The organism is Novosphingobium sp. 63-713, from assembly GCF_001898925.1.
GTDB lineage: Bacteria > Pseudomonadota > Alphaproteobacteria > Sphingomonadales > Sphingomonadaceae > Novosphingobium.
The window spans coordinates 706685-726348 of the sequence record NZ_MKVS01000005.1 but is presented as its reverse complement, the minus strand read 5'-3'; the positions used below and the strand labels follow the sequence as shown (position 1 = coordinate 726348).

Genomic DNA, 19664 nt, shown 5'->3' with positions numbered 1-19664 from the left:
CTCGCCCATGCTCCTCCTAGCCTCGCTGCTGTCCGCGACCTTGACCGCCGCCGCGCCGCCCGAACCGGTCAACCCGGCCCCAACCCGCGCATCCCTGGCCGCCATTGCCGACCAGCCCGATCTGTCGGGCGTGTGGACGCCGGGGCCGCTGGACAAATATGCGCCAGGCAACAGCACCGAACCGCAATGGCGCCCCGAAATCGCCCCCATCTATGCCCGGCTCAAACAGCTCGACGCCGAGGGCAAGCCGCAGAACATCTGGGTCAACTGCCTGCCCGAGGGCCTGCCCTCAAGCTGGACCCAGACGCTCAATTCGGTCGAATTTCTGCAAACGCCGGGCCGCATCACCATTCTGGGCGAGCTGGACGGCAACCGCCTGCGCCGGGTGTGGACCGACGGCCGCCCCCATCCCGCCGATCCGGACCCGACCTTTTCGGGCCATTCGATCGGCCATTGGGAGGGGCAGACGCTGGTGATCGACACGGTGGGTTTTCTGCGCCAAGTGTTCATTTCCACCGGGCAAGGCGTGGGCATACCCAACAATGGCGACATGCATGTGGTCGAGCGCATCACGCTGACCGGGTCTGATACGGCGCGGGTCGATCTGGTGGTCGATGCGCCCCATGTGCTGGCCGCGCCATGGCATGCCACCCGCCTGCTGACCCGCCACCGCGAGCGCCAGTTCGATCTGGTCGAAAGCTCATGCCGCCAGGGCGATTTTATCGAAAGCACCGACAAGGACGGCCTCGCCATCTTTGCCCCGCTGCCCAAGGACGAAGGCGGGGCCACCCTGCCGCCCGATCAGGCCGCCTTGAACGCAGCGCCCGCCAAGGAGAAGAAATGATGAATCCTCGCCGCCTTCTTGGCAGCATCGTCGCGCTTGGTCTTGCGCTGGGCGCCGGATTGACCCCCGCGATCGCGCATCACAGCTTCTCGATGTTCGACCCTGCCAAGCCGCTGCAATTCGAGGCCACGATCCAGTCATTCCAATGGACCGCGCCCCATGCCGTGCTCTGGGTTCAGGCCGGGCAGGTGGGCACTTATGCTCCGGGACTGTGGTCGCTGGAATTGCCCACCAGCCCGGCCAATCTGGCCAAGATGGGCTGGAGCCGCAATGTGGTGAAGCCGGGGGACAAGGTGATCGTTTCGATCAACCCGATCCGCGACGGCCGCCGCGCGGGCCAGTTCAAAAAACTGACCATTGCCGCCACGGGACAGGTGCTTGAAGCGCTCAACATCCCCGGCGCATCGCAGCAGCCGCCCAAATGATCCGCGCATCGCTGTTTGCGCTGGCGATGACGCTGGCCGCCCCCGCTTTGGCCGATGATCCGATCACGCCCGCCCCCACGGCCAAGGACTGGCTGGAGCTGGCCCATCGCCCGGACTGGAGCGGATCATGGTTCCCCGTGATCTCGGATCAATTCGCGCAGGTGGCCTCCAATCCGCCGCCGTGGAAGCCCGAGGTGCAAAAGCAGATCGACCATTGGGACGCCGAGGAAAAGGCGGGCCGCCCGCGCGGACTGCTGCTCGATTGCCTGCCCCATGGCGTACCGAGTTTTTACCTCATCACCCATAATTCCATCGAGATCCTCTCCACGCCGGGCCGCGTGACCATTCTGGGCGAGAGCGACGGCAACCGGCTGGTGCGGATCTGGACCGACGGGCGCAAACCCCCGGCCGATCCCGACCCCAGTTTCCACGGATATAATATCGGCGTCTGGCAGGGGGATACGCTGGCGGTCTCCACCACCGCGATCCTGCCCCAGACATGGCTGGCTGTCTCCGAAGCGGTGGGCATCGCGATTGGCGAGGGCGCGCATGTCGAGCAGAAATTCCACCTGATCGGGCCGGACACGCTGGCGGTCGATCTGACCATCAGCGCGCCCGCCGTTTTGACGCGGCCATGGCAGACCCGGCGCCTGTTCACCCGCAAGCGTGCGCGCAGCTATGAAATCGTCGAGGGCGTGTGCCGTCAGGGCGATTTTGAGGAAACGACCGACCCATGGGGCAACCCGGCATGGCGCCCGGTGGCGCAATCGGCCGATGGCAATGTGGTGGCCCCCGCGAAATAAGGAGCAATGGTGATGTTGAAAAAGATCATGTCCACAGGCGCGCTGGCCGCCGCGCTGGCCCTATCGGCCCCTTCGCTGGCGCATCACAGCTTTGCCATGTTCGACCAGACCAAAGTGGTCAATCTGCGCGGCACGATCAGCGCCTATCGCTGGGTCAACCCGCATGTCTCGCTGTTTGTCGATGTGCAGGACGGGCCGATCAAGCATGGCGTCTGGGCGGTGGAGCTGACCAGTCCCGGCAATCTGACCCGGCTGGGCTGGAGCCGCCAATCGCTCAAAGTGGGCGACAAGGTGGATGTCGAGGTCAACCCGCTGCGCGATGGCGCGCTGGGCGGGGGTTTTCGCAAGGCGACGATCTTGTCGACCGGGCAGGTTTTGCAGGCGCGGCTGGTCGAGATCGAGAAGCCGGGCGGCTGAATATGTAATCCCTCACGCGGCGCGGTTCTTCTCTTTCCCGCGCAGCGTCCCGCTTGGGGCGGATGCCGCACCGGCATCCGCCCCTTTTTTCGTCACAGCGTATAGCCGATCCAGCGCCCGGCAATCACAATGCCCAGCCACAGGGAAAGCGAGATCGCGCCCGAAATACGCGGGATCACCGAACCCGGCTCGGCCAGTTTGCTCTGGGCGAACAGATGGAACACCAGCGCATTGATCCCGGCCAGCGCCAGCAGGCTGAACTTGGCCGCGAACCAGAAGTTTTCCGAATAGCCAATCGGATTGGCGAAAAGCAGCACGCTGCCGCTGGCCAGCGCCAAGGCAAAGCCGACCAGCGTGAAAGGCACCAGCCGTTCAAGCACCTCCTGCGCCGTCCCGCGCGCCGGGCCAACCCCGATCAGCCGCAGATCGACCAGCGCGATCGAGCCGATCACCAGCGTCAGCGCCGCGACATGCAGCGCCTCGACCGTGCCGAACAACCAGTTTGAATCCGCCAGTTCCAGCGCCAGCGGGGTTTCCGAAAGCCACAGGGCCACAGATTGAAGAGACATTGGGATAACCTTTCAAAAACAGATGGCTCAGGCGCCAAATCAGGCAGGCGCCCCCGCCCAGGCATCGGCATAGGCGATCCAGCGCCCCGCATAGATCACGCCCAGCCAGACCAGCAGCGTGGCCACCGCCAGCACTCTTTGCGCAGGAGAAACCGCCACGCCGCCCGTGTTGAACCGCAGCGCCAGCGGCCCCTGCGCCCATGTGCCAATCGAGGTCGCCGTGGCCAGCGCCAGCTTGACCCAGAAGATGGTGCGGAACATCGCGCGGGTCGGCTCGCTGGCAATCAACAGCAGACCGGTAAACGCCAGCACGCCCAGCGCTCCCCACAGAATCGGCAGGAAACGCGCCGTCACCTGCTCCTGCGCCACATCGCGCTCCAGCAGGTTCAGCGCGCGCAGATGGATATGCAGCGAGGCGATCAGCACCCCCGCCACGGCCAGAATATGCACCACCTGAATGGCCGGAACCAGCCAGTCATGGCCGATGACCAGCGCCGAGAGCGAGGTCGTGCCCAGCCATGCGGCGAAATCGACGAGAAGGGACATGCCGGATCCTTTTAGAATTTGACGCCGAGGCGGGCGTAATAAAAACCGCCGCTCAGGCCGAAGGGCGCGAAATTGCCGTAAAGGCCCGAACCATCCGAGGCGACGATGCCGTTCTTGTCCGGGTAAACATCGAAGAGATTGTTGGCGCCTACCGCCAGCGAGACGCGGCGCGAGAGGTCATAACCCGCCTCCAGATCGGTGATGACCTTGGCGCCGAAAGTGCGGTCGCCCGAGGCGACATTGCTGCTTTCGGTATATTGGCCATAACGCGTCGCGCGCAGCAGACTATGCAGGCGACCCCAGCTCCAGTCGCCGGTCAGCACAACCTTGCTGCGCGGGGTGGCGACCAACAGGTCGCGCTGGGCCTGACGCCCGAACAGCGTGACCGACAGACCCGAGAGCGCGGCCGGATTGGCGGCAATGCGGCGGATCTGCGTCTCGTTATAACTATAGGCTGCGCTCAGACGGAAATTGCCGATGGCCGCGGTGCGCCAATTATATTCGCCCACCACATCAACGCCGCGCGTGCGTGTGTCGATGGCATTGGTGAAGAATTGCGCGCTGTCCACCCCAGTGATGCCATTGGCGACCAGGATCGCCTTGATCGCGCTGCCGCCATTGGCCGCCGTGCCGAGGAATTCGGTTTTGACGATGCGATTGTCGACATCAATCTGATAAGCATCGACAGTCAGTCGCGCCCTGCCCCGTTCAAAGGTCAGGCCCGCAGTAAAGTTCAGCGACTTTTCCGGCCGCAGAGGCGTTGCGCCTAGGGCAATTGCCGCCGCGCTGTCCACCGGCAGGAATTTCGAGGTGGTGGACAGGCGGTCATTGCCATTGACCGTCACCGTGTTCTGCGTGGTCGAAAAGGCGGTCTGGGCCAGCGATGGCGCGCGGAAGCCGGAATTCACCCCGCCGCGCAGCGCAAGGCCCGGCGCGATTTCATAGCGGGTGGAGAATTTGCCCGAAACTGTGTCGCCGGCGCTGTCAGTGTAATGTTCAAACCGGCCCGCAACGCCGACATACCACGCCTTGACCACATTGGTGGACAGATCGACATAGGCCGCGACATTGCCCCGGCTGATGCTGCGCGCATCGGCGGGCGAGGTGCCGGTAAAGGACACCAGCCCCGGCGAGGGCGAACGGCCGCCATAAAGCGTGCCGAAAGGCGTGCTGTCGGCCGGGATGATATAGCCGCCGTCGCGATAGGAATCCGGTTCGCCCGCCTGATTCTGAAACCTTTCCCAGCGTTGTTCGACACCGAGAGCCACCGAGAGCGGCGCGGCCAGACCGACGGCGAAATCGCGGCTGAGGTCGAGATTGCTGACCCACAACGTCTGCTTCTGGCGGCCCATGAAGAAGCTGGTCTTGCTGCTCGGCCCCAGTGAGGGGTTAAGCGTGTTTTCCGCGCCCAGCCGGACATTGTCGGTGCCATAGCTGGTCGAAAGATCCGCCGCCCATCCGGCCAACTCGCCCTTCAGGCCCAGCGTCGCCTGATAATCCCATTCCCAGATCCGGCGATAGGCCTGAAAACCCGAAGGATAGACCTGCGGCAGCGAGGAAAGGCCCAGCGTGTTGGCCTGTCCGCCATAGCCGGTGGCGGCGGGAAAGATCGAACCGCGCGCATCCTTGATATCGCGATAGGAAAGGGTCGAGAACGTATAGGCCGTCACTCCGCCCAGCGGCAGTTCGGCGTTGAGCGAGGTGTTGATGATCTTGTCGCGGTTCGACCGGCCATAACCGCCCGCGATCAGATGGTTGGCGCCGGCCTCACGCGGATCGGGCGCGCCATTGACCAGCGGATAGATGGTGGGAACCGGCAGGGCCGAGCTTTTGGCCGCATCATGATATTTACCCTCGGCGGAGAGGTGGACAAAGCCGCCATCGCCCAAAGCCGCGCCCCATGAAAGGGTTTGCTGCAACAGCGCGCCGCCCTTTTCATAAAGCTGCCCGGCGGTCTGGGTGAATTCGCCGCCCTGTTTGCCTCCGTCGAGGATGATGTTGATCACGCCCGAAATCGCGTCCGAGCCATATTGCGCCGCCGCGCCATCGCGCAAAACCTCGATCCGGCCCACGCCTGCGGTGGAGATGAGGTCGATGTCCACCGGGGTCGATCCGCCCGACACGCGCGAGAGATTGTTGATCAGTGACGTCGTGTGGCGGCGTTTGCCGTTGACCAGCACCAGCAGATAATCGCCCGACAGGCCCCGGATCGAGATCGGGCGCACGCTGGCCGAGGTGCCGCCCCCACCCAGCGCAGGCATGGTCAGCGAGGGGATAAGATTGCCCAGAATTTCTTTCAGGCCCGTGCGGCCGGTGGCCTTCAATTCCTGCGGGCCGATCACGTCGATGGGAACCGGGCTGTCGGCCACGGTGCGGCGCGGGGCGCTGCGGGTGCCGGTCACGATGATCGGCGCGCCCTCAGGAGCATCATCGGCCTCCTCGGCATGGGCGGCCAGCGGAAGGGCCAGAGAAGCGCCGGCCAGCAAAGTCGGCAGCCATGAAATAGTACACATAGGAACCCCCAATGATTATCGAGGGCAGCGATAGCGGTCGGGCGCCGCCGTGTTTAACAAGGATTTGGAATTTTCATTGATGAAATCAGATATTTAGATTTCTCAATCTACTTATTGGTAACACTCAACCATCGTCGTGCAAAAACCGCGTCAGGAAATGCTGGCCCAGCGATTGCACCGGGCTGGCCGAGGGGGCGCGCAGCACATCAGGCCCGCCCACCGTGTCGAAATAACACCGCCAATCACGCGCCAACAGCCAGAGTGTGCGCAATTCCTGTTCATCACGCGCGCGGGTGGCCAGCAAGATCGCGGCAAAGGGCAAAGGCCCGCGCGGCACCGGCATGAGGGACAAAAGGCGGCGGTCGTTTTCGGGCTGCTCAATATCGGGGGGGTCGATCAGCAAGGCGCCCCTCACCACCGCGCCCGCGGCCTCCGGCTCATAGGCCGCCCACCATGCCAGCGCAACGCAGGCCAGCCCCTCGGCCACCACCACCGCAGGCCCTTGCCCGCCGTTCAGCGCGTGGTTGAGCCGGTTGATCCAAGTGTTGCGATGGGGCCTATGCCACAGGCCCAATTCGACGGCCTGCGCCCGAGGATAACGCCATTGCCAGTCGCGCAGCCAGCGCCGCGCAAAGCGATCATCATCGCCGCGCAGCAGCAGGAGCCGTGGTTCGCTCATTGGCCATACACAGGGAAGGAACTGTCAAAGGCCCCGTTCAGATCGGGCAAGGTCTTGATGATCCCGGCGCGCTGGTAACGCCCAAGGATGGCCAGTTGCTCCGCCTTCAACCGATCATCCACCGGCACGGGCGCGGTGATAAGATCGCCGATCGAGAATTTCGCCACATCGCCCGGCAGCCCCGTTTCCTTGGCCAGCACGGCGGCATATTGATCCTGATGCCCCGCCAGCCAGCGCCGCGCGCGGGCCAGACGCCAGGTGAAATCCTCGATCTGGGTGTGCTTGTCGGCAATGGCCTTGTCGGTGGCGGCAAAGAAACCGGCCCCGGCGGCCAATTGCGATCCATCGGCCAGTGCGCGCTGATGATCTTTCAGCAAGGCATAGCCGGTATAGGCCCCCCATGTGGCCCATGCATCCACCGATCCATGGGCCAGCGCCGCCTTGGCCTCGGCATTGTTGAGGAAAACCCATTGGACATCGCGCGCGCTCAACCCATGGCCTTCCAGCAATTGCAGTGCCAGATCATGTCCGGCCGAACCCCGGATCGTGGCCAGACGGCGGCCCTTCAGATCCTCGACCCGGCGCAGCGGCGATTGGGCCGGAACCACGATGGCCGAGGCCTGTGAACTATGTGCGGTGATCGAGCGCCCGGCATAGACCACCTTGATCCTAGCCCCCGAGGCATAGGCAAAGGCGAAAGGCTGCCCCCCGATGCCACCCAGATCCACCGCGCCCGAATTGAGCGCCTCCAGCAAGGGTGCGGCGGCGGGAAACAGCGCCCATTCGATCCGGTAGGGCACATTATCCAGCTCTCCCGCCGCCTTGAGCAGGGCCTGAACACCGCCAGGCTGATCCCCCACGATCAGCGTGGCGTTCCGCGCGCCGCCCGCCCGATGCTGCCCCCACCACCAGCCGCCGCCGATCAGCAGCAAAAGCGCCAGCAACCAGAGGGCGGGTTGTTTCCTGCTCATCGTGACGGACTCCATTGGATTTGGGGTGCAGAGGAAGCCGCGCAAACAAGGCGGCGTCCAACGGGGATTTCTCAAGCCAGAGCGGGCTGGCTTCAGAAATTCTTGCTCAAGGTGATGTTGAAGGTGCGCGGTTCGTTATAGGCCAGATAGTAATAAGGATATTGTCCGGCATTGGTTGGCGAATAGCCGCCGAATTGCGCGCGACGCAGATCGAACAGATTGCGTACACTGGCCCCGATGCTCCAATTGCCCTTATCTGCGGCAAAGTTGATCGTGCCGTTCACATAGGTCTGCGAACGGACCTGCAATTGCGCCGTGTTATAGAGATCGGCATAACGGCTGCTCTCATATTGCACATCGCCCCCGATCCGCAGCGCACCGGGCAGATCGACGGGCACACGGTAATTGACCGAGGCCCCGAATTGCCAGCGCGGCGCATAGGGAAAATCCAGTCCGACCAGTGTGCTCCGCCCCGCGACATTGGCGGGCAGGGTGGCGGTAAAGGTGCGGTATTTGGTTTTCAGATAGGCCGCACTGCCGGTGATGGTCAGATTGTCGGTGGGGGCGAGGGTCAATTCCGCCTCGCCGCCCCAACTGGCCGCCTTGCCCGCGTTGATAAGCTGGTTGGTAACCACGCCCAGCGCCGCCGTGCTAGTGGCGCGGACCTGGAAATCGGCAATGTCATTGTAATAGGCGGCCAGATTGAAGGTCGCCTTGCCGCCAAACAACCGGGTTTTCAGGCCCGTTTCATAGGTCGTGGTGATCTGGGGCAGATAGGGCGTGTCCGAGCCGATGGCCGTCACCGAGCGCAGGTCATAACCCCCGCTCTTGAACCCCTGCGACCATGAGACATACTGAAAAATCGCCTTGTTCCAATCATATTGCAGCCCCAGCTTGGGGGTGAAACGGCTGAAACGCTTGGGGGCCGCCGTCACGTCAAAGGAGGTGAGCGAGGATGAGGCACTGGTTCCGGTGGGATATTTTACGAAGAAGGCATCGGGATCGTAATTCCACTCCTGCGGGTCATGCAGGCCCCAACTGCGGCCGGTCTGGCCGATATTGCGAAATTTGCGCAATTCGGTGGTCCAGCGTCCGCCAACTGTCGCGGTCAATCGGTCGGTCAGGTGGATGTTGGCCTGTCCGAACAAGGCCCATGCGGTGGTGCTCAGCCAGTTGTTGGTGTGAGTGACGGTGCCGACATTATCAACCGGCGCGCCTGCCGACTGGCTGAGGCGATGGTTGTGAAAACCTTCCGAGAAATAATAGAGGCCCGCGACGAAATTCCAGTGGTCGAATTCGCCGTTCAGGTTCAATTCCTGCGTGAACTGATGCTGCCAGAATTGGGCCAGACTGTCGCCCTTGATCGCGGTCACGCCGTCATTGTCGTAATAGATCGGCCCGTGCAGCCCGCGATAGGCGGTCACCGATTTGATCGTGAACTGCCGGTTGATCTCCCATTGCACCGTGCCCGACCCGCCATAGGAGGTAGTGCGGTTATAGGGCAGCGTGGAGGACCATGTCAGGTCCGGGTTGGTGGGATTGCCGGTGTTCGGGATGCCGTCGGGCTGGTTGACCGGGGTGTAATAGGATTGCGTCGCGCGGTCGAACATCGCATCGCCCGCCAGCGTGATCGTCAGCCCCGGCGCCAGCTTGCTTTGCAATTTGCCGCGCAGCACGGTGAGATCCGTGTCATTGACATCGCGGTTGAGCGGCACCGAATGCTGCCACCCCCGGCGCGTATGGCGGATCACGGTCAGCGCGCCGTTGAGCTTGTCATCATCAAGGATCGCGCCATTGATCCGCGCCTTCAGATCAACATTGCGAAACGAGCCCAGCGTGGCGCTGAAGCTGGCCGAGGGCTTGGCGGTGGGGTCTTTGGTGATGAAGCGGATCGCGCCCGCGCTGGAATTGCGGCCATAGAGCGTGCCCTGCGGCCCGCGCAGCACCTCGACCCGTTCCAGATCGGGCGTATCGTAAAGCGAGCCGACCGTGCGCGCCAGATAGACATCGTCGATATAGACCGCCACGGCGGGTTCAGGATAAGTGTCGATCTCACCAATGCCGCGGATCGAATATTGCTGCGTGGTCTGCGCAGTCGAGCGCTTGGGCGCCAAAAGGCCCGGCACGCGCCCGCCAGACAAGTCGCGGAAGGTTGAAATCTTCAACTGCTCGATGGCATCGCCGCCGATCGCGGTTACGGCAATCGGCGTGCGCTGCAAAGGTTCTGCGCGTTTTTGCGCAGTCACGACAATATCGCCCACCCCACCGCCATCAGCATTGGCGGGCGTTTCAGCGGCAAGGGCAGGATAGGCAAGAGCCATGGCGATAATCCCGCCAAGAGGCAGCAAAGCATGGGAAGTCAATCGAGGAAACGCCATATCAACTCCGAAAAATTTCAGTATTTCGTATGATGGCGGGTAACCCAGACCCATAATTTACATTAACGAGGATTGCTAAAGCCGGTCGATTAATCAAAATATGATTTTATTTGTTATTTCTATTTATCCCTCTCAACGGCCCCTTTACCCCCGCCGCCCACGGGGTCATAATCACGCCATGGACCTGCTCACCCGCCTTGGCCTTTCGATCCCGCTTGTTCAGGCGCCCATGGCGGGCGTTTCCACGCCGGACATGGCCGCGGCGGTGTGCAATGCCGGGGCGCTGGGCTCGATTGGCGTGGGGGCCACCGATGCAGCGGGCGCACGCGCGATGATCCATGCCTTGCGGGCGCAGACCGGGGCGGCGTTCAACGTCAACCTCTTTGTCCATGAGACGCCCAAGCCCGATCCGGCGCGTGAAGCGGAATGGCTCGACACGCTGGCCCCGCTGTTTGCCAAATTTGACGCGCCGGTGCCGCAGCGTTTGCGCATCATCTATCGCAGCTTTGCCGACGATCCCGATATGCTCGCCATGCTGCTGGCCGAGCGGCCCCCGGTGGTCAGCTTTCATTTCGGCCTGCCCGCGCCCAATGTGCTGAGGGCGCTGCGCGAGGCGGGATGTCTGCTGATGGCCAGCGCGACCAATCCTGCCGAGGCGGCGATCATCGAACGCGCCGGGATCGATGTCATCATCGCGCAGGGGATCGAAGCGGGCGGCCATCGCGGCATGTTCGATCCCGATGCGCCCGATGATGGGCTGGGCACTTTTGCCCTCACCCGGCTGCTGGTGCGGCAAACCCGCCTGCCGGTGATCGCGGCGGGGGGCATCATGGATGGCGCGGGGGTGCGCGCCGCGCTCGATCTGGGGGCGGCAGCGGCGCAATTGGGCACAGCCTTCATCGCCTGCCCCGAATCCAGCGCGGATGCCGCCTATCGCGCCGCATTGATGAGCGATGCGGCCCATCACACGCGCTTTACCTCGGCCATTTCGGGGCGCCCGGCGCGTTGTCTGGCCAACCGCTTTTCAACGCTGGATTGCAATGCGCGTCCGGCCGCCTACCCCATCGCCTATGATGCGGGCAAGGCGCTGAATGCGGCGGCCAGGCAGAAGGGCGAGTATGGGTTTGGCGCGCAATGGGCGGGGCAAGGCGCGCCGCTGGCCCGCGCCATGCCGGCGGGCGAATTGGTCGAGGCGATCCGCAGAGAAATGGCGACCTAAGAGTAACGCCTAGCTCTGGCCGCGATCAATCACCGCCCGGTTGCGGCCGGAGCGTTTGGCCTCGTAGAGCGCCTTGTCCGCCGCCTCCATCAGGGCGAGGCGACGGTCCTCGCGGTCGGGCTGGCAGCCTGCGCCGCCTACGCTGATCGTCACCCGGCCCGACACCGGCGAGGAGGAATGGGCCAGATCGAGCGCCTCGACCGCCTCCACCGCGCGCTGGGCCAGCATGGTCAGATGACCCAGCGGCGTGGCGGGCAGCACGACGACAAATTCCTCGCCGCCCAGCCGGACCACGAGATCCTTGGGCCGCCGAAACGCGGCCTGCACCGCCTGCGCCACCTTGCGCAGCACTTCATCCCCGGCCAGATGGCCATAGGTGTCGTTGAATTGCTTGAAATGGTCGATGTCGATGATGAGCAGCGACAAAGGCTGGCGATCACGCGCGGCCTGGCGCCATTCGGTCTCGAAATATTCGTCGAAATAGCGCCGGTTGCTCAGCCCCGTCAGCCCGTCGACATTGGTTAACCTTTGCAGCGCGAAATTGGCCTGCATCAGCTCCTGCTGGCTCTTGCGCAGCGCGCGATAGGCCTCATCGCGCTGAATCTGCGAGAGATAGGCCGCCGAATGATAGCGGATGCGCGCGATCAGCTCGATCCGGTCGGGCAATTTGACCAGATAGTCATTGGCCCCCGCGCGAAAGGCATCACTCTTGACGCTGGCTTCTTCCTTGGTGGACAACACGATGATCGGGGTGTTGCGCGTATGCGGATCGGCGCGATACTGGCGCACCAGATCCAGCCCGTTGACCGAGGGCATCACCAGATCCTGCAGGATCACCGTGGGCTGAACCGCGCGGGCAATCGCCAGAGCATCGAGCGGGTTCGAACAATAGTGAAACTCGATCCCCACCTCATCCAGCAGCGCGCGGCGCACCGCCTCGCCCACCATGATCTGGTCATCGACCAGCAAAACCATGATCGACTGGCTGGGCAACGGCGGTTCGGTTTCGTCGATATCGGGATCGACCGAGACCTGGGGGTTCATTCTGACAATCCTTTCGTCGAAAGCCGCAGGCCGGGAAGCTCGGTCAACCGACGCGCAATCTGTTCGAGGGGGAGCACTTCGCGCGCCGCGTCAAGCTGGAGCGCGGCCTTTGGCATACCATACACCGCGCTGGAAGCCTTATCCTGCGCAATGGTTAAATGACCTTTGTCGCGCAATTCCTTCAATCCACGTGCCCCGTCGGCCCCCATGCCGGTGAGCAACAGGCCGGTGAGCGCGCCCGGCCAGAACTGACCCGCGCTGCGAAAGAAAACATCGATGGAGGGGCGATAGGTGTGATCGGAAGGCTCGCTGGAATAACCAAGTCTTTCCGGTGACTTGAACACCAGATGATCGTCTGTTCCGGCCACCAGCACCTCGCCGGGGCGCACCCGGTCGCCCTCCTGCGCCAGACGCACCGAGAGCGCGGATTGATCGTTCAGCCATTGCGCCAGCCCCTGGGCGAAACGGGCATCGACATGCTGGACAATGACGATCCCGGCGGGAAATCCGGCAGGCAGTTCCTTGAGGATCGCCGCCAATGCCGCAGGGCCGCCCGCCGAGGCGCCAATGGCGATCAACTGGCTGGTGGCGCCGCGTTCGATGCCTTTGGGAGCGGGCGCGCTGCTGCCCGCCTCGATCAAGCGGCCCACCGCGTCGATCTTGGTCAGCAGCGGATGTTTGCCCGCCATCGGCGCGCCATGCAGCAGGGGCGTATCGACCGCATCGAGCGCGCCCTTGCCCATCGCGGCAAAGACCTGCGCGGCATTGCTTTCAATATCCGATGTCACCACCAGTATGGCGCAGGGCGCCTCGGCCATGATGCGGCGTGTGGCCTCCACCCCGTTCATGCGCGGCATCACCAGATCCATCAGGATAATGTCGGGCCGGTCGCGCAGCGCCATCTCCACCGCCTCGACGCCATCGGCGGCGGTCCATGCCACCTGATGCTGGGGTGCCTGCGCCAAAACCCGGCGCAGCGCCTCCACCGCCAGCGGTAAGTCATTGACGATACCAATTCTCATGCCGCGCTCTCCCCGATCAGGTCTATCACGGCATCAATCAGGGCGTCATTCTGGAAACTACCTTTGGTGAGGTAATAATCTGCCCCCACTTCCAGCCCGCGCCGGCGGTCCTCCTCGCGGTCCTTATAGGACAGGATCATCACCGGCATGGCCTTGAGCGCGGGATCATGGCGGATGCGGCGCACCAGTTCGATGCCGTCCATGCGCGGCATGTCAATATCGCTGACCACCAGATCGAAGCCGCCATGGCGCAGCGCGTTCCAGCCATCCATGCCGTCAACCGCGACTTCGACATCATAACCGTGATGATCGAGCAATTTACGCTGCAATTCGCGCACGGTGAAGGAATCGTCCACCACCAGCACCCGCTTGCGCCTCGCCCCGGTCTCAACCCCGATTTCGCGCCCGACCGGGGCCAGGCGGTCCGTCGCCGCCAGCTTTTCCAGCGAGCGCAGCATATCCTCGACATCGACAATCAGCAGCGGCGCGCCATCCTCGGTCAGCGAGGCGGCGCTGATATCCTTGATCTTGCCCAGACGCGGATCGAGCGGTTGCACCACCAGCTCGCGCCCGCCGGTAAAGCCATCGACCACCAGCGCGAACATATGGTCGCCCGCCCCCAGCAGGACCACGCAAAGCTCCTCGGGCGCGCCATCGGGCGGGGCGCAGCCCAGCACCTGATGCGCGCCCACCAGCCCCACCGCATTGCCCTCGATCAGGATATGCTGGCGCCCCTCGACCGTGCGGACCTGATCGGCGGGCACTTTCATCGCGCCCGCAATATGGGCAAAGGGAAAGGCATAAGGCTCGCCGCCGATATCGACCAGCAAGGCGCGCACCACCGAGAGTGTCAGCGGCAATTCCAGCCGGAACCGCGTGCCCTCGCCATGGCGCGAGATGATCCGCACCCGCCCGCGCACCTGGCGGATCATGTCCTGAACGATGTCGAGCCCCACGCCGCGCCCCGAAATCTCGGTAACGTCGCTTTTCATCGTAAAGCCGGGCAGGAACAGGAATTCGAGCAATTCGGCTTCGCTCAACCGCGCCGCCGTATCGGGCGCGGCCAATCCGCGCGCGATGATCGTGCGGCGGATGGCGGACAGGTCGATGCCGCGGCCATCGTCGGAAACGATGATCCGCAAGGCGCCCGCCTGATGGCTGGCCTCGACGCGAATGAACCCTTCGGCAGGCTTGCCCGCCGCGCGGCGCTCCTCGGGGCTTTCCATGCCATGGTCCAGCGCATTGCGCAGCAAATGGCCCAGCGGCGCGTCCAGCTTTTCCAGAATGTCGCGGTCAACCTGCGTGCGCTCGCCCAGAATTTCAAAGCGGACCTGTTTGCCCAATTCGCGCGCAATATCGCGCACCATGCGGGGAAAGCCCCCCATCCCATCGGCAAAGGGCCGCATCCGCACCATAAGCGCCTGATTATACAGACGATGGGCCAGATTGGTCGTGCGGTGGTTCGAGGCTTCGAGTTCGTCGAGCCCGCCCGCCAGTTGCCGCCGACAATCAAACAGCCGCCGCCGCGCTTCTTCCAGCGCCGAAGCTGTCCGCTCATCCAGCAGATCGGCAGGCAGCGCCGCCTGCAAGGCGTCGATGGCCGCCGCCGCCTGATGATGCATCCGCTTGAGCCGCAAAAGCGATTGTTCGAGCGGGGCCAGACGCCGGGTTTCGACCAGCGATTCCCCGGCCATGTCGAGCAGGCGGTTGAGATTTTCCGCGCTGACCCGCAGGGCGCGGTCCCCCTCGCCCGGCTTTTCGGGCAGGAGCCTTTCAGACGCGGGCGCAGGCTGTATTTCGGACGGAATTTCAGGCACGGCGGCCACAATCACCGGCGGTGGCGCAGGTTCCGGCTCGCTCGCCACGGGCGCGGCGGTCAGTGCGGCGGCAAAGCGCTCTGCATCGGCCTGCCAGATATCCTCGTCGAAATTCTCGCCCTCCCCCTGCCCGGCCAGCGCCGAGAGCAGGTCCACGCCGCTGAGCAGCAGGTCGATCTGGGCCGGAGCCAGACGCAGCTGCCCCCCCTGCGCCAGAACGAAAATATCCTCCATCGCATGGGCCACCGTCACCGCCGGATGAACACCCACAATCCGCGCCGCGCCCTTCAGCGAATGGGCCGCCCGCATGCAGCATTCCAGCATGTCGCCCTGAGCCGGGTCCTTTTCCAGCGCCAGCAGGGCGTCGGTCAGGGCCTTGGTCTGCTCCTCGGCCTCGATCCGGAACAGATCGCGCAGCGAGAGCGATGAAGGATCCACATGCTTCATGCCAGAAAGCGCTCCATCGCGGCAAAGACCAGATCCTCATCCAGCCGCCCCACCTGCATCCCCTGCCAACCCAGCAGGCCGCGCGTATAGGCCGAGGCGGAGCGGGCCAGCGTGATCGGCACGGGGCGCAACCGGCGCGTGTCATGGTTGCGCAGATGCTGCACCTCATCAACGGGAAAGGCCAGACGGCGACCCTCATGGCGCACCACCACCAGCCGCCCATGGCCGCCCACAGCCATCGGCCCGATCAGCAACTGCGCAATGGAAACGCAGATCACCAGTTCGCCGCGCACATTGACCAGCCCCAGCAGGCCCGGATGCCCTCGATGCGGCAGCGTATGGACAGGGCGCAGGCGCAGGATCTCGTCCAGCACCAGCGTGGGCAGGGCGAACCATTCCGCGCCCAGCCGAAAAACCATCAGGGATTCCCCGGCGCCATGGCGGGCTTCCTCATCCGCCTTTGCCACCGGCGAGGCATCGTGATCCACCGGCAGATCGCGGTCGAGCAGCATCGCCGCCGCCTGCGAAAAGCGGGGGCAGTTCCGGCAATGGGAATGGCGCGGCAATTCGGGGCAGGACTTATCCCCCTGAATCCCTATCTTTTTCCAGCAGGCGTCAATATCGGGCCGGGCGGCGGAAGAAGGCTGCTCCATCAGTTCCTCCGTCCATCCTGACGGCGCATGCGCTCATCGATCAATCTGGCCCCGGCATGGTCGCCCTCGCGGCGCAGCAGGAGCGCAAGATGGCCCAGCGCCTCGACATTGCCCGGATCGAGATAGAGCACCTTGCGGTAGTAATGGGCCGCCGCCTTGCCCTGTCCCGCCGCATCGCTGATCAGGCCCAGCAGCAGCAAGGCATCGGGCGAGGCACCATTCGCGCGGATATGGGCCTGCGCGCCGCGCTCGGCTTCCTCAACCCGGCCATCGTCGGCCATCCGGCGCAGCGCGGCCAGATCGAGCGTTTCGGCGGGGCGATGTGTGCTTTGGCTCCGCGTGAGTTCGGGGCGCGGGGCGCGGACCTTTTCGATCACGTGCAAAGGCACTGGCCGTTTGGTCGCAGCGGGACGCAATGACGCTCGCGTGGGCGTCGCCACGGTCGCCGCGATGGGCGCGCAGACGGGCTCAACCTCAGGCGCTCGGCGAAAGGCAAAGGACATCGCCATGCCCGCCGATACAAAACCCTCCGCGCGCATCAACCCCGCCTCGGAATGGCCGACAAACAGGGTGCCATCGGGGGCAAGCAACCGGCGGAGCACGGCAATCGCCTGCTTTTGGCGAGGGATATCAAAATAAATCAGCATGTTGCGACAGAAGATAACATCAAATCCGCCCGCCTGCGCCATAAAGCCGGGGGCAAAGATATTGCCCTGGCTGAAGCGGACCGGGGCGCGGACCTCCTCGCGCAGGGTCCAGCCATGGGGGGCCGCATCGAAATAGCGGTCGCGGAAGGCGAGTTCGTGGCCGCGGAAGGAATTGCGGCCATAGCATCCGGCGCGCGCCGTATCGATGGCATGTTGGCTGATATCGACCGCTTCAATGCTGAAACGGTGCGGCTCGATCCCGCTCTCCATCAGCGCCATCGCCATCGTATAGGCTTCCTCGCCGGTCGAGCAGGGCAGGCTGAGCAGGCGCGCGCAGCGCTGGGGATCGGCGCGCAGGCGGGGGCCAAGAACATCGCGCTCCATCGCGCGAAAAGCCTGAGGATTGCGGAAAAACCACGTCTCAGGAACGACCACCGCCTCGACCAGTTGCTGCACCTCGGCGGAGGAGGCCTGCAACAGCCCCCAATAGGCATCGCCGTCGCGCAGGCCTGTTTCGCGGCGGCGCGCATCGACCGCGCGCTCAATCGCGCCCGGCCCGATGGAGGCCGCACTCAGACCCATCACCCGTTCGAGCAGATCGGCAAAGCGGGTGTCGGTCATGGATGGGCCTCAATGCGCAAGGTTCCATCCAGCATCGCCGGCGGCAACAGATCGGGCAGATCGACCCGCTGGATCAGCCCGTCAGGCCCTTTGGCAAAGGGGGCGAAATCCTCCGGTTCCAGCCGCAGCATAGCGGTGGCATGTTCCGCGATCATGCCGAGCAGCGCGTCAGGCACCCCCGGATGGCGCACGATGATGATCCGCGTGGACAACCGCCGCCGCGCCGGACGGCCAAGATCGAGCAGGCACAGGTCGATCACCGGCACAAATTGTCCTCGATATTCAAAACTCTGATCCGTGGGCAGGTCGGCCGTGTCCGGCCCCTGACGGATCGTGCGCAAGGGCGCCAGCGGCACGATCTCGACAATCCGCTCGGCCGCCAGCGCATAACTGCCTTCACCAATGCGGAAATGAAGAAAAAGCATGAGCGGCAAATCCTGTCGTTACGCGCCCCTCGTCATGCCGCCGTCAGCTTGAAACGGGCGATGCTGCCGTGCAGATTGGTCGAGACATGGTTGAGTTCTTCGATGGCCGAGGTCGACTGGCGCAGGGATTCCACGGTCTGCTGGGTCGCTTCGCTCAGTTGCACCAGCGCCTCGCTGATCTGTTCGGCGCCTGTGGCCTGGGTCTGCATCCCTTCGTTCACGCTTTCAAAACGCGGGGCCAAAGCCTGAACCTGCATGATGATTTCGGAGAATTTGTCGCCGATCGCATGAACATCATGCTGACCCCGGCGCACTTCCTCGGAGAATTTGTCCATGCCCATCACGCTGGCCGAAACGGCCGACTGGATATCCTTCACCATCTGTTCGATGTCATAGGTGGCCACGGCCGTCTGATCGGCCAGACGGCGGATTTCCGAGGAGACGACGGCAAAGCCGCGCCCATATTCACCCGCCTTTTCCGCCTCGATCGCGGCATTGAGAGAGAGCAGGTTGGTCTGATCGGCCACCTTGGTGATGGTGGTCACCACCTGATTGATATCGCCCGCTTTTTCGTTCAGCACCGCCAGCTTGGCATTGATCGAATTGGCCGCTTCCATCACCTGCGCCATCGTGTCTTCCATCTCGGCCAGCCCGCTGCGCCCGCCCGAGGCCAGCGCGGCGGCGGCCTCGGAAACGGCGGCCACATCGGTCATGGTGCGCACCAGTTCCTTGGACGTGACGGCAATCTCGCGCGAGGTGGCGCCGATCTGGGTGGTGGTGGCAGCGACTTCGGCGGCGGTGGCCTGCTGCTGTTTCGATGTGGCGGCGATTTCGGTCATCGAGGTGCTGACGCGGATGCCCGAACGCTGCACCTGTCCGACCAGCTCCATCACCTCATCAGCCATGCGGTTGAAGCCGTCGCTCAGATCGCCCAGTTCATCGTCGCGCATGATCGGCATACGCTGGGTAAAATCGCCCTGACGCATCGTGTCCATCAGGCCGGTCAGACGCTTGAGCGGGGGAATGATCGCCGAAAGCAGCAGGTAACCGGCCAACAGGGCCACAGTCAGCGCGATCAGGAAGCCGACCGTCATCGAATTCTGCAAGGACACGATCTGTCCGCCGATCTCGCCGATCCGTTCCACCGCGCGCTTCTGGTTGCCCTGCACCAGCGCGCCGGTATCGTCATAGGCGGCCTTATAGCGAGAGAGCAGGACATCGGCCTGACCCTTGCCGGAATAAGCGTCCTGCTCGGCGCTGCGATAGGCGGCATAGTCGCGCTTGAAGTGGGCAAAAGCCTCGCGGTCGGTTTCCGTAAAAATCGTCGGCTCATAGGCCGCGATCATCGGTTCGACCGACGATGGCGGGCTGCCCGCACGGTTGGCGCCCTTGCTTTGGCCGACAGCCTCGCGCGCCTTGAGGAAATCGGCCACCAGCGCATCCTTGAGCAGAGCGCTCTGGTAAAGCCCGGCCACAGCATCATTGTTCAGCGCAACGGCATGCTCCTCGGTCATCGCCAGACGCGAATGGGCATAGAGGCCAACCAGCAGGATCGTTGTCAAAATCCCCGCAAAACCGGCCAATATCAGGGTGCGAATATTAAACTTGACCATGATCACCCTCT

The 19664-nt window shown here is 63.8% G+C and carries 18 protein-coding genes; 5 read left to right on the top strand and 13 right to left on the bottom strand.

Translation table 11 applies throughout. The annotated features are described in order from the left end of the window. The first annotated feature begins 7 nt into the window (after positions 1-7). The 4 genes from BGP00_RS03995 to BGP00_RS03980 are packed head-to-tail and all read left to right on the top strand — an operon-like array spanning position 8 to position 2489. Positions 8-844 carry a hypothetical protein gene (locus tag BGP00_RS03995; protein ID WP_292925711.1) on the top strand — a complete coding sequence of 279 codons (837 nt, stop codon included), beginning with the start codon at positions 8-10 and terminating at the stop codon, positions 842-844. Next, the gene (locus tag BGP00_RS03990) at positions 841-1269 is read left to right on the top strand and encodes a DUF6152 family protein (protein WP_292922077.1); all 429 of its coding nucleotides are present in this window, start codon (positions 841-843) and stop codon (positions 1267-1269) included. Before BGP00_RS03995 ends, BGP00_RS03990 begins: the two co-directional genes overlap by 4 nt. Continuing rightward, entirely contained in the window at positions 1266-2072 is an 807-nt protein-coding gene (locus BGP00_RS03985; protein WP_168601321.1) for a hypothetical protein, read from the top strand. Before BGP00_RS03990 ends, BGP00_RS03985 begins: the two co-directional genes overlap by 4 nt. A gap of 12 nt (positions 2073-2084) precedes the next feature. After that, positions 2085-2489 (top strand): DUF6152 family protein, encoded by a 405-nt coding sequence (locus BGP00_RS03980; RefSeq protein WP_168601322.1) that lies wholly within the window; start codon positions 2085-2087, stop codon positions 2487-2489. Positions 2490-2581: 92 nt separating this feature from the next. On the opposite strand, the gene BGP00_RS03975 is transcribed toward BGP00_RS03980, so the two are convergent. From BGP00_RS03975 to BGP00_RS03950, 6 genes are all read right to left on the bottom strand, one after another. Continuing rightward, the gene (locus BGP00_RS03975; RefSeq protein WP_168601323.1) at positions 2582-3058 is read right to left on the bottom strand and encodes a hypothetical protein; all 477 of its coding nucleotides are present in this window, start codon (positions 3056-3058) and stop codon (positions 2582-2584) included. A gap of 39 nt (positions 3059-3097) precedes the next feature. Further along, positions 3098-3604 carry a DUF6644 family protein gene (locus BGP00_RS03970; RefSeq protein ID WP_292922073.1) on the bottom strand — a complete coding sequence of 169 codons (507 nt, stop codon included), beginning with the start codon at positions 3602-3604 and terminating at the stop codon, positions 3098-3100. Between the two features lie 11 nt (positions 3605-3615). Further along, positions 3616-6117 carry a TonB-dependent receptor gene (locus tag BGP00_RS03965; protein WP_292922071.1) on the bottom strand — a complete coding sequence of 834 codons (2502 nt, stop codon included), beginning with the start codon at positions 6115-6117 and terminating at the stop codon, positions 3616-3618. Positions 6118-6241: 124 nt separating this feature from the next. Beyond that, the gene (locus tag BGP00_RS03960) at positions 6242-6796 is read right to left on the bottom strand and encodes an alpha/beta hydrolase (protein WP_292922069.1); all 555 of its coding nucleotides are present in this window, start codon (positions 6794-6796) and stop codon (positions 6242-6244) included. After that, complete coding sequence (locus BGP00_RS03955; protein WP_292922067.1) at positions 6793-7767, bottom strand: ABC transporter substrate-binding protein; 975 nt, start codon at positions 7765-7767, stop codon at positions 6793-6795. Before BGP00_RS03955 ends, BGP00_RS03960 begins: the two co-directional genes overlap by 4 nt. Before the next feature lie 92 nt (positions 7768-7859). Next, positions 7860-10088 (bottom strand): TonB-dependent receptor, encoded by a 2229-nt coding sequence (locus BGP00_RS03950; RefSeq protein ID WP_292925710.1) that lies wholly within the window; start codon positions 10086-10088, stop codon positions 7860-7862. A 235-nt stretch (positions 10089-10323) separates the two neighbouring features. Here BGP00_RS03950 and BGP00_RS03945 point away from each other — a divergent pair, with 235 nt between their 5' ends. Then, a complete protein-coding gene (locus BGP00_RS03945; RefSeq protein ID WP_292922243.1) occupies positions 10324-11364 on the top strand; it encodes a nitronate monooxygenase in 1041 nt (346 codons plus the stop codon). Between the two features lie 9 nt (positions 11365-11373). Here the strand turns inward: BGP00_RS03945 and BGP00_RS03940 are convergent, their stop codons facing one another. From BGP00_RS03940 to BGP00_RS03910, 7 genes are read right to left on the bottom strand one after another with little or no spacing between them, the layout of a single operon-like run. Then, on the bottom strand, positions 11374-12408 hold the full coding sequence (locus BGP00_RS03940) for a diguanylate cyclase (RefSeq protein WP_168601328.1): 1035 nt from the start codon (positions 12406-12408) through the stop codon (positions 11374-11376). After that, positions 12405-13430, bottom strand: coding sequence for a chemotaxis response regulator protein-glutamate methylesterase (locus tag BGP00_RS03935; RefSeq protein ID WP_292922246.1), 1026 nt, complete (start codon positions 13428-13430; stop codon positions 12405-12407). Before BGP00_RS03935 ends, BGP00_RS03940 begins: the two co-directional genes overlap by 4 nt. Then, entirely contained in the window at positions 13427-15694 is a 2268-nt protein-coding gene (locus tag BGP00_RS03930) for a hybrid sensor histidine kinase/response regulator (protein ID WP_292922248.1), read from the bottom strand. The genes BGP00_RS03935 and BGP00_RS03930 overlap by 4 nt, the downstream gene beginning before the upstream one ends. Beyond that, positions 15691-16347: a chemotaxis protein CheW gene (locus BGP00_RS03925; RefSeq protein ID WP_292922250.1), complete on the bottom strand. Its 657-nt coding sequence runs from the start codon at positions 16345-16347 to the stop codon at positions 15691-15693. The genes BGP00_RS03930 and BGP00_RS03925 overlap by 4 nt, the downstream gene beginning before the upstream one ends. After that, a complete protein-coding gene (locus tag BGP00_RS03920) occupies positions 16347-17615 on the bottom strand; it encodes a protein-glutamate O-methyltransferase CheR (protein ID WP_168601332.1) in 1269 nt (422 codons plus the stop codon). Before BGP00_RS03920 ends, BGP00_RS03925 begins: the two co-directional genes overlap by 1 nt. Further along, the gene (locus BGP00_RS03915) at positions 17612-18040 is read right to left on the bottom strand and encodes a chemotaxis protein CheW (protein WP_292922252.1); all 429 of its coding nucleotides are present in this window, start codon (positions 18038-18040) and stop codon (positions 17612-17614) included. Before BGP00_RS03915 ends, BGP00_RS03920 begins: the two co-directional genes overlap by 4 nt. A 32-nt stretch (positions 18041-18072) precedes the next feature. Further along, on the bottom strand, positions 18073-19653 hold the full coding sequence (locus BGP00_RS03910; protein ID WP_292922254.1) for a methyl-accepting chemotaxis protein: 1581 nt from the start codon (positions 19651-19653) through the stop codon (positions 18073-18075). Between the last annotated feature and the right edge of the window lie 11 nt (positions 19654-19664).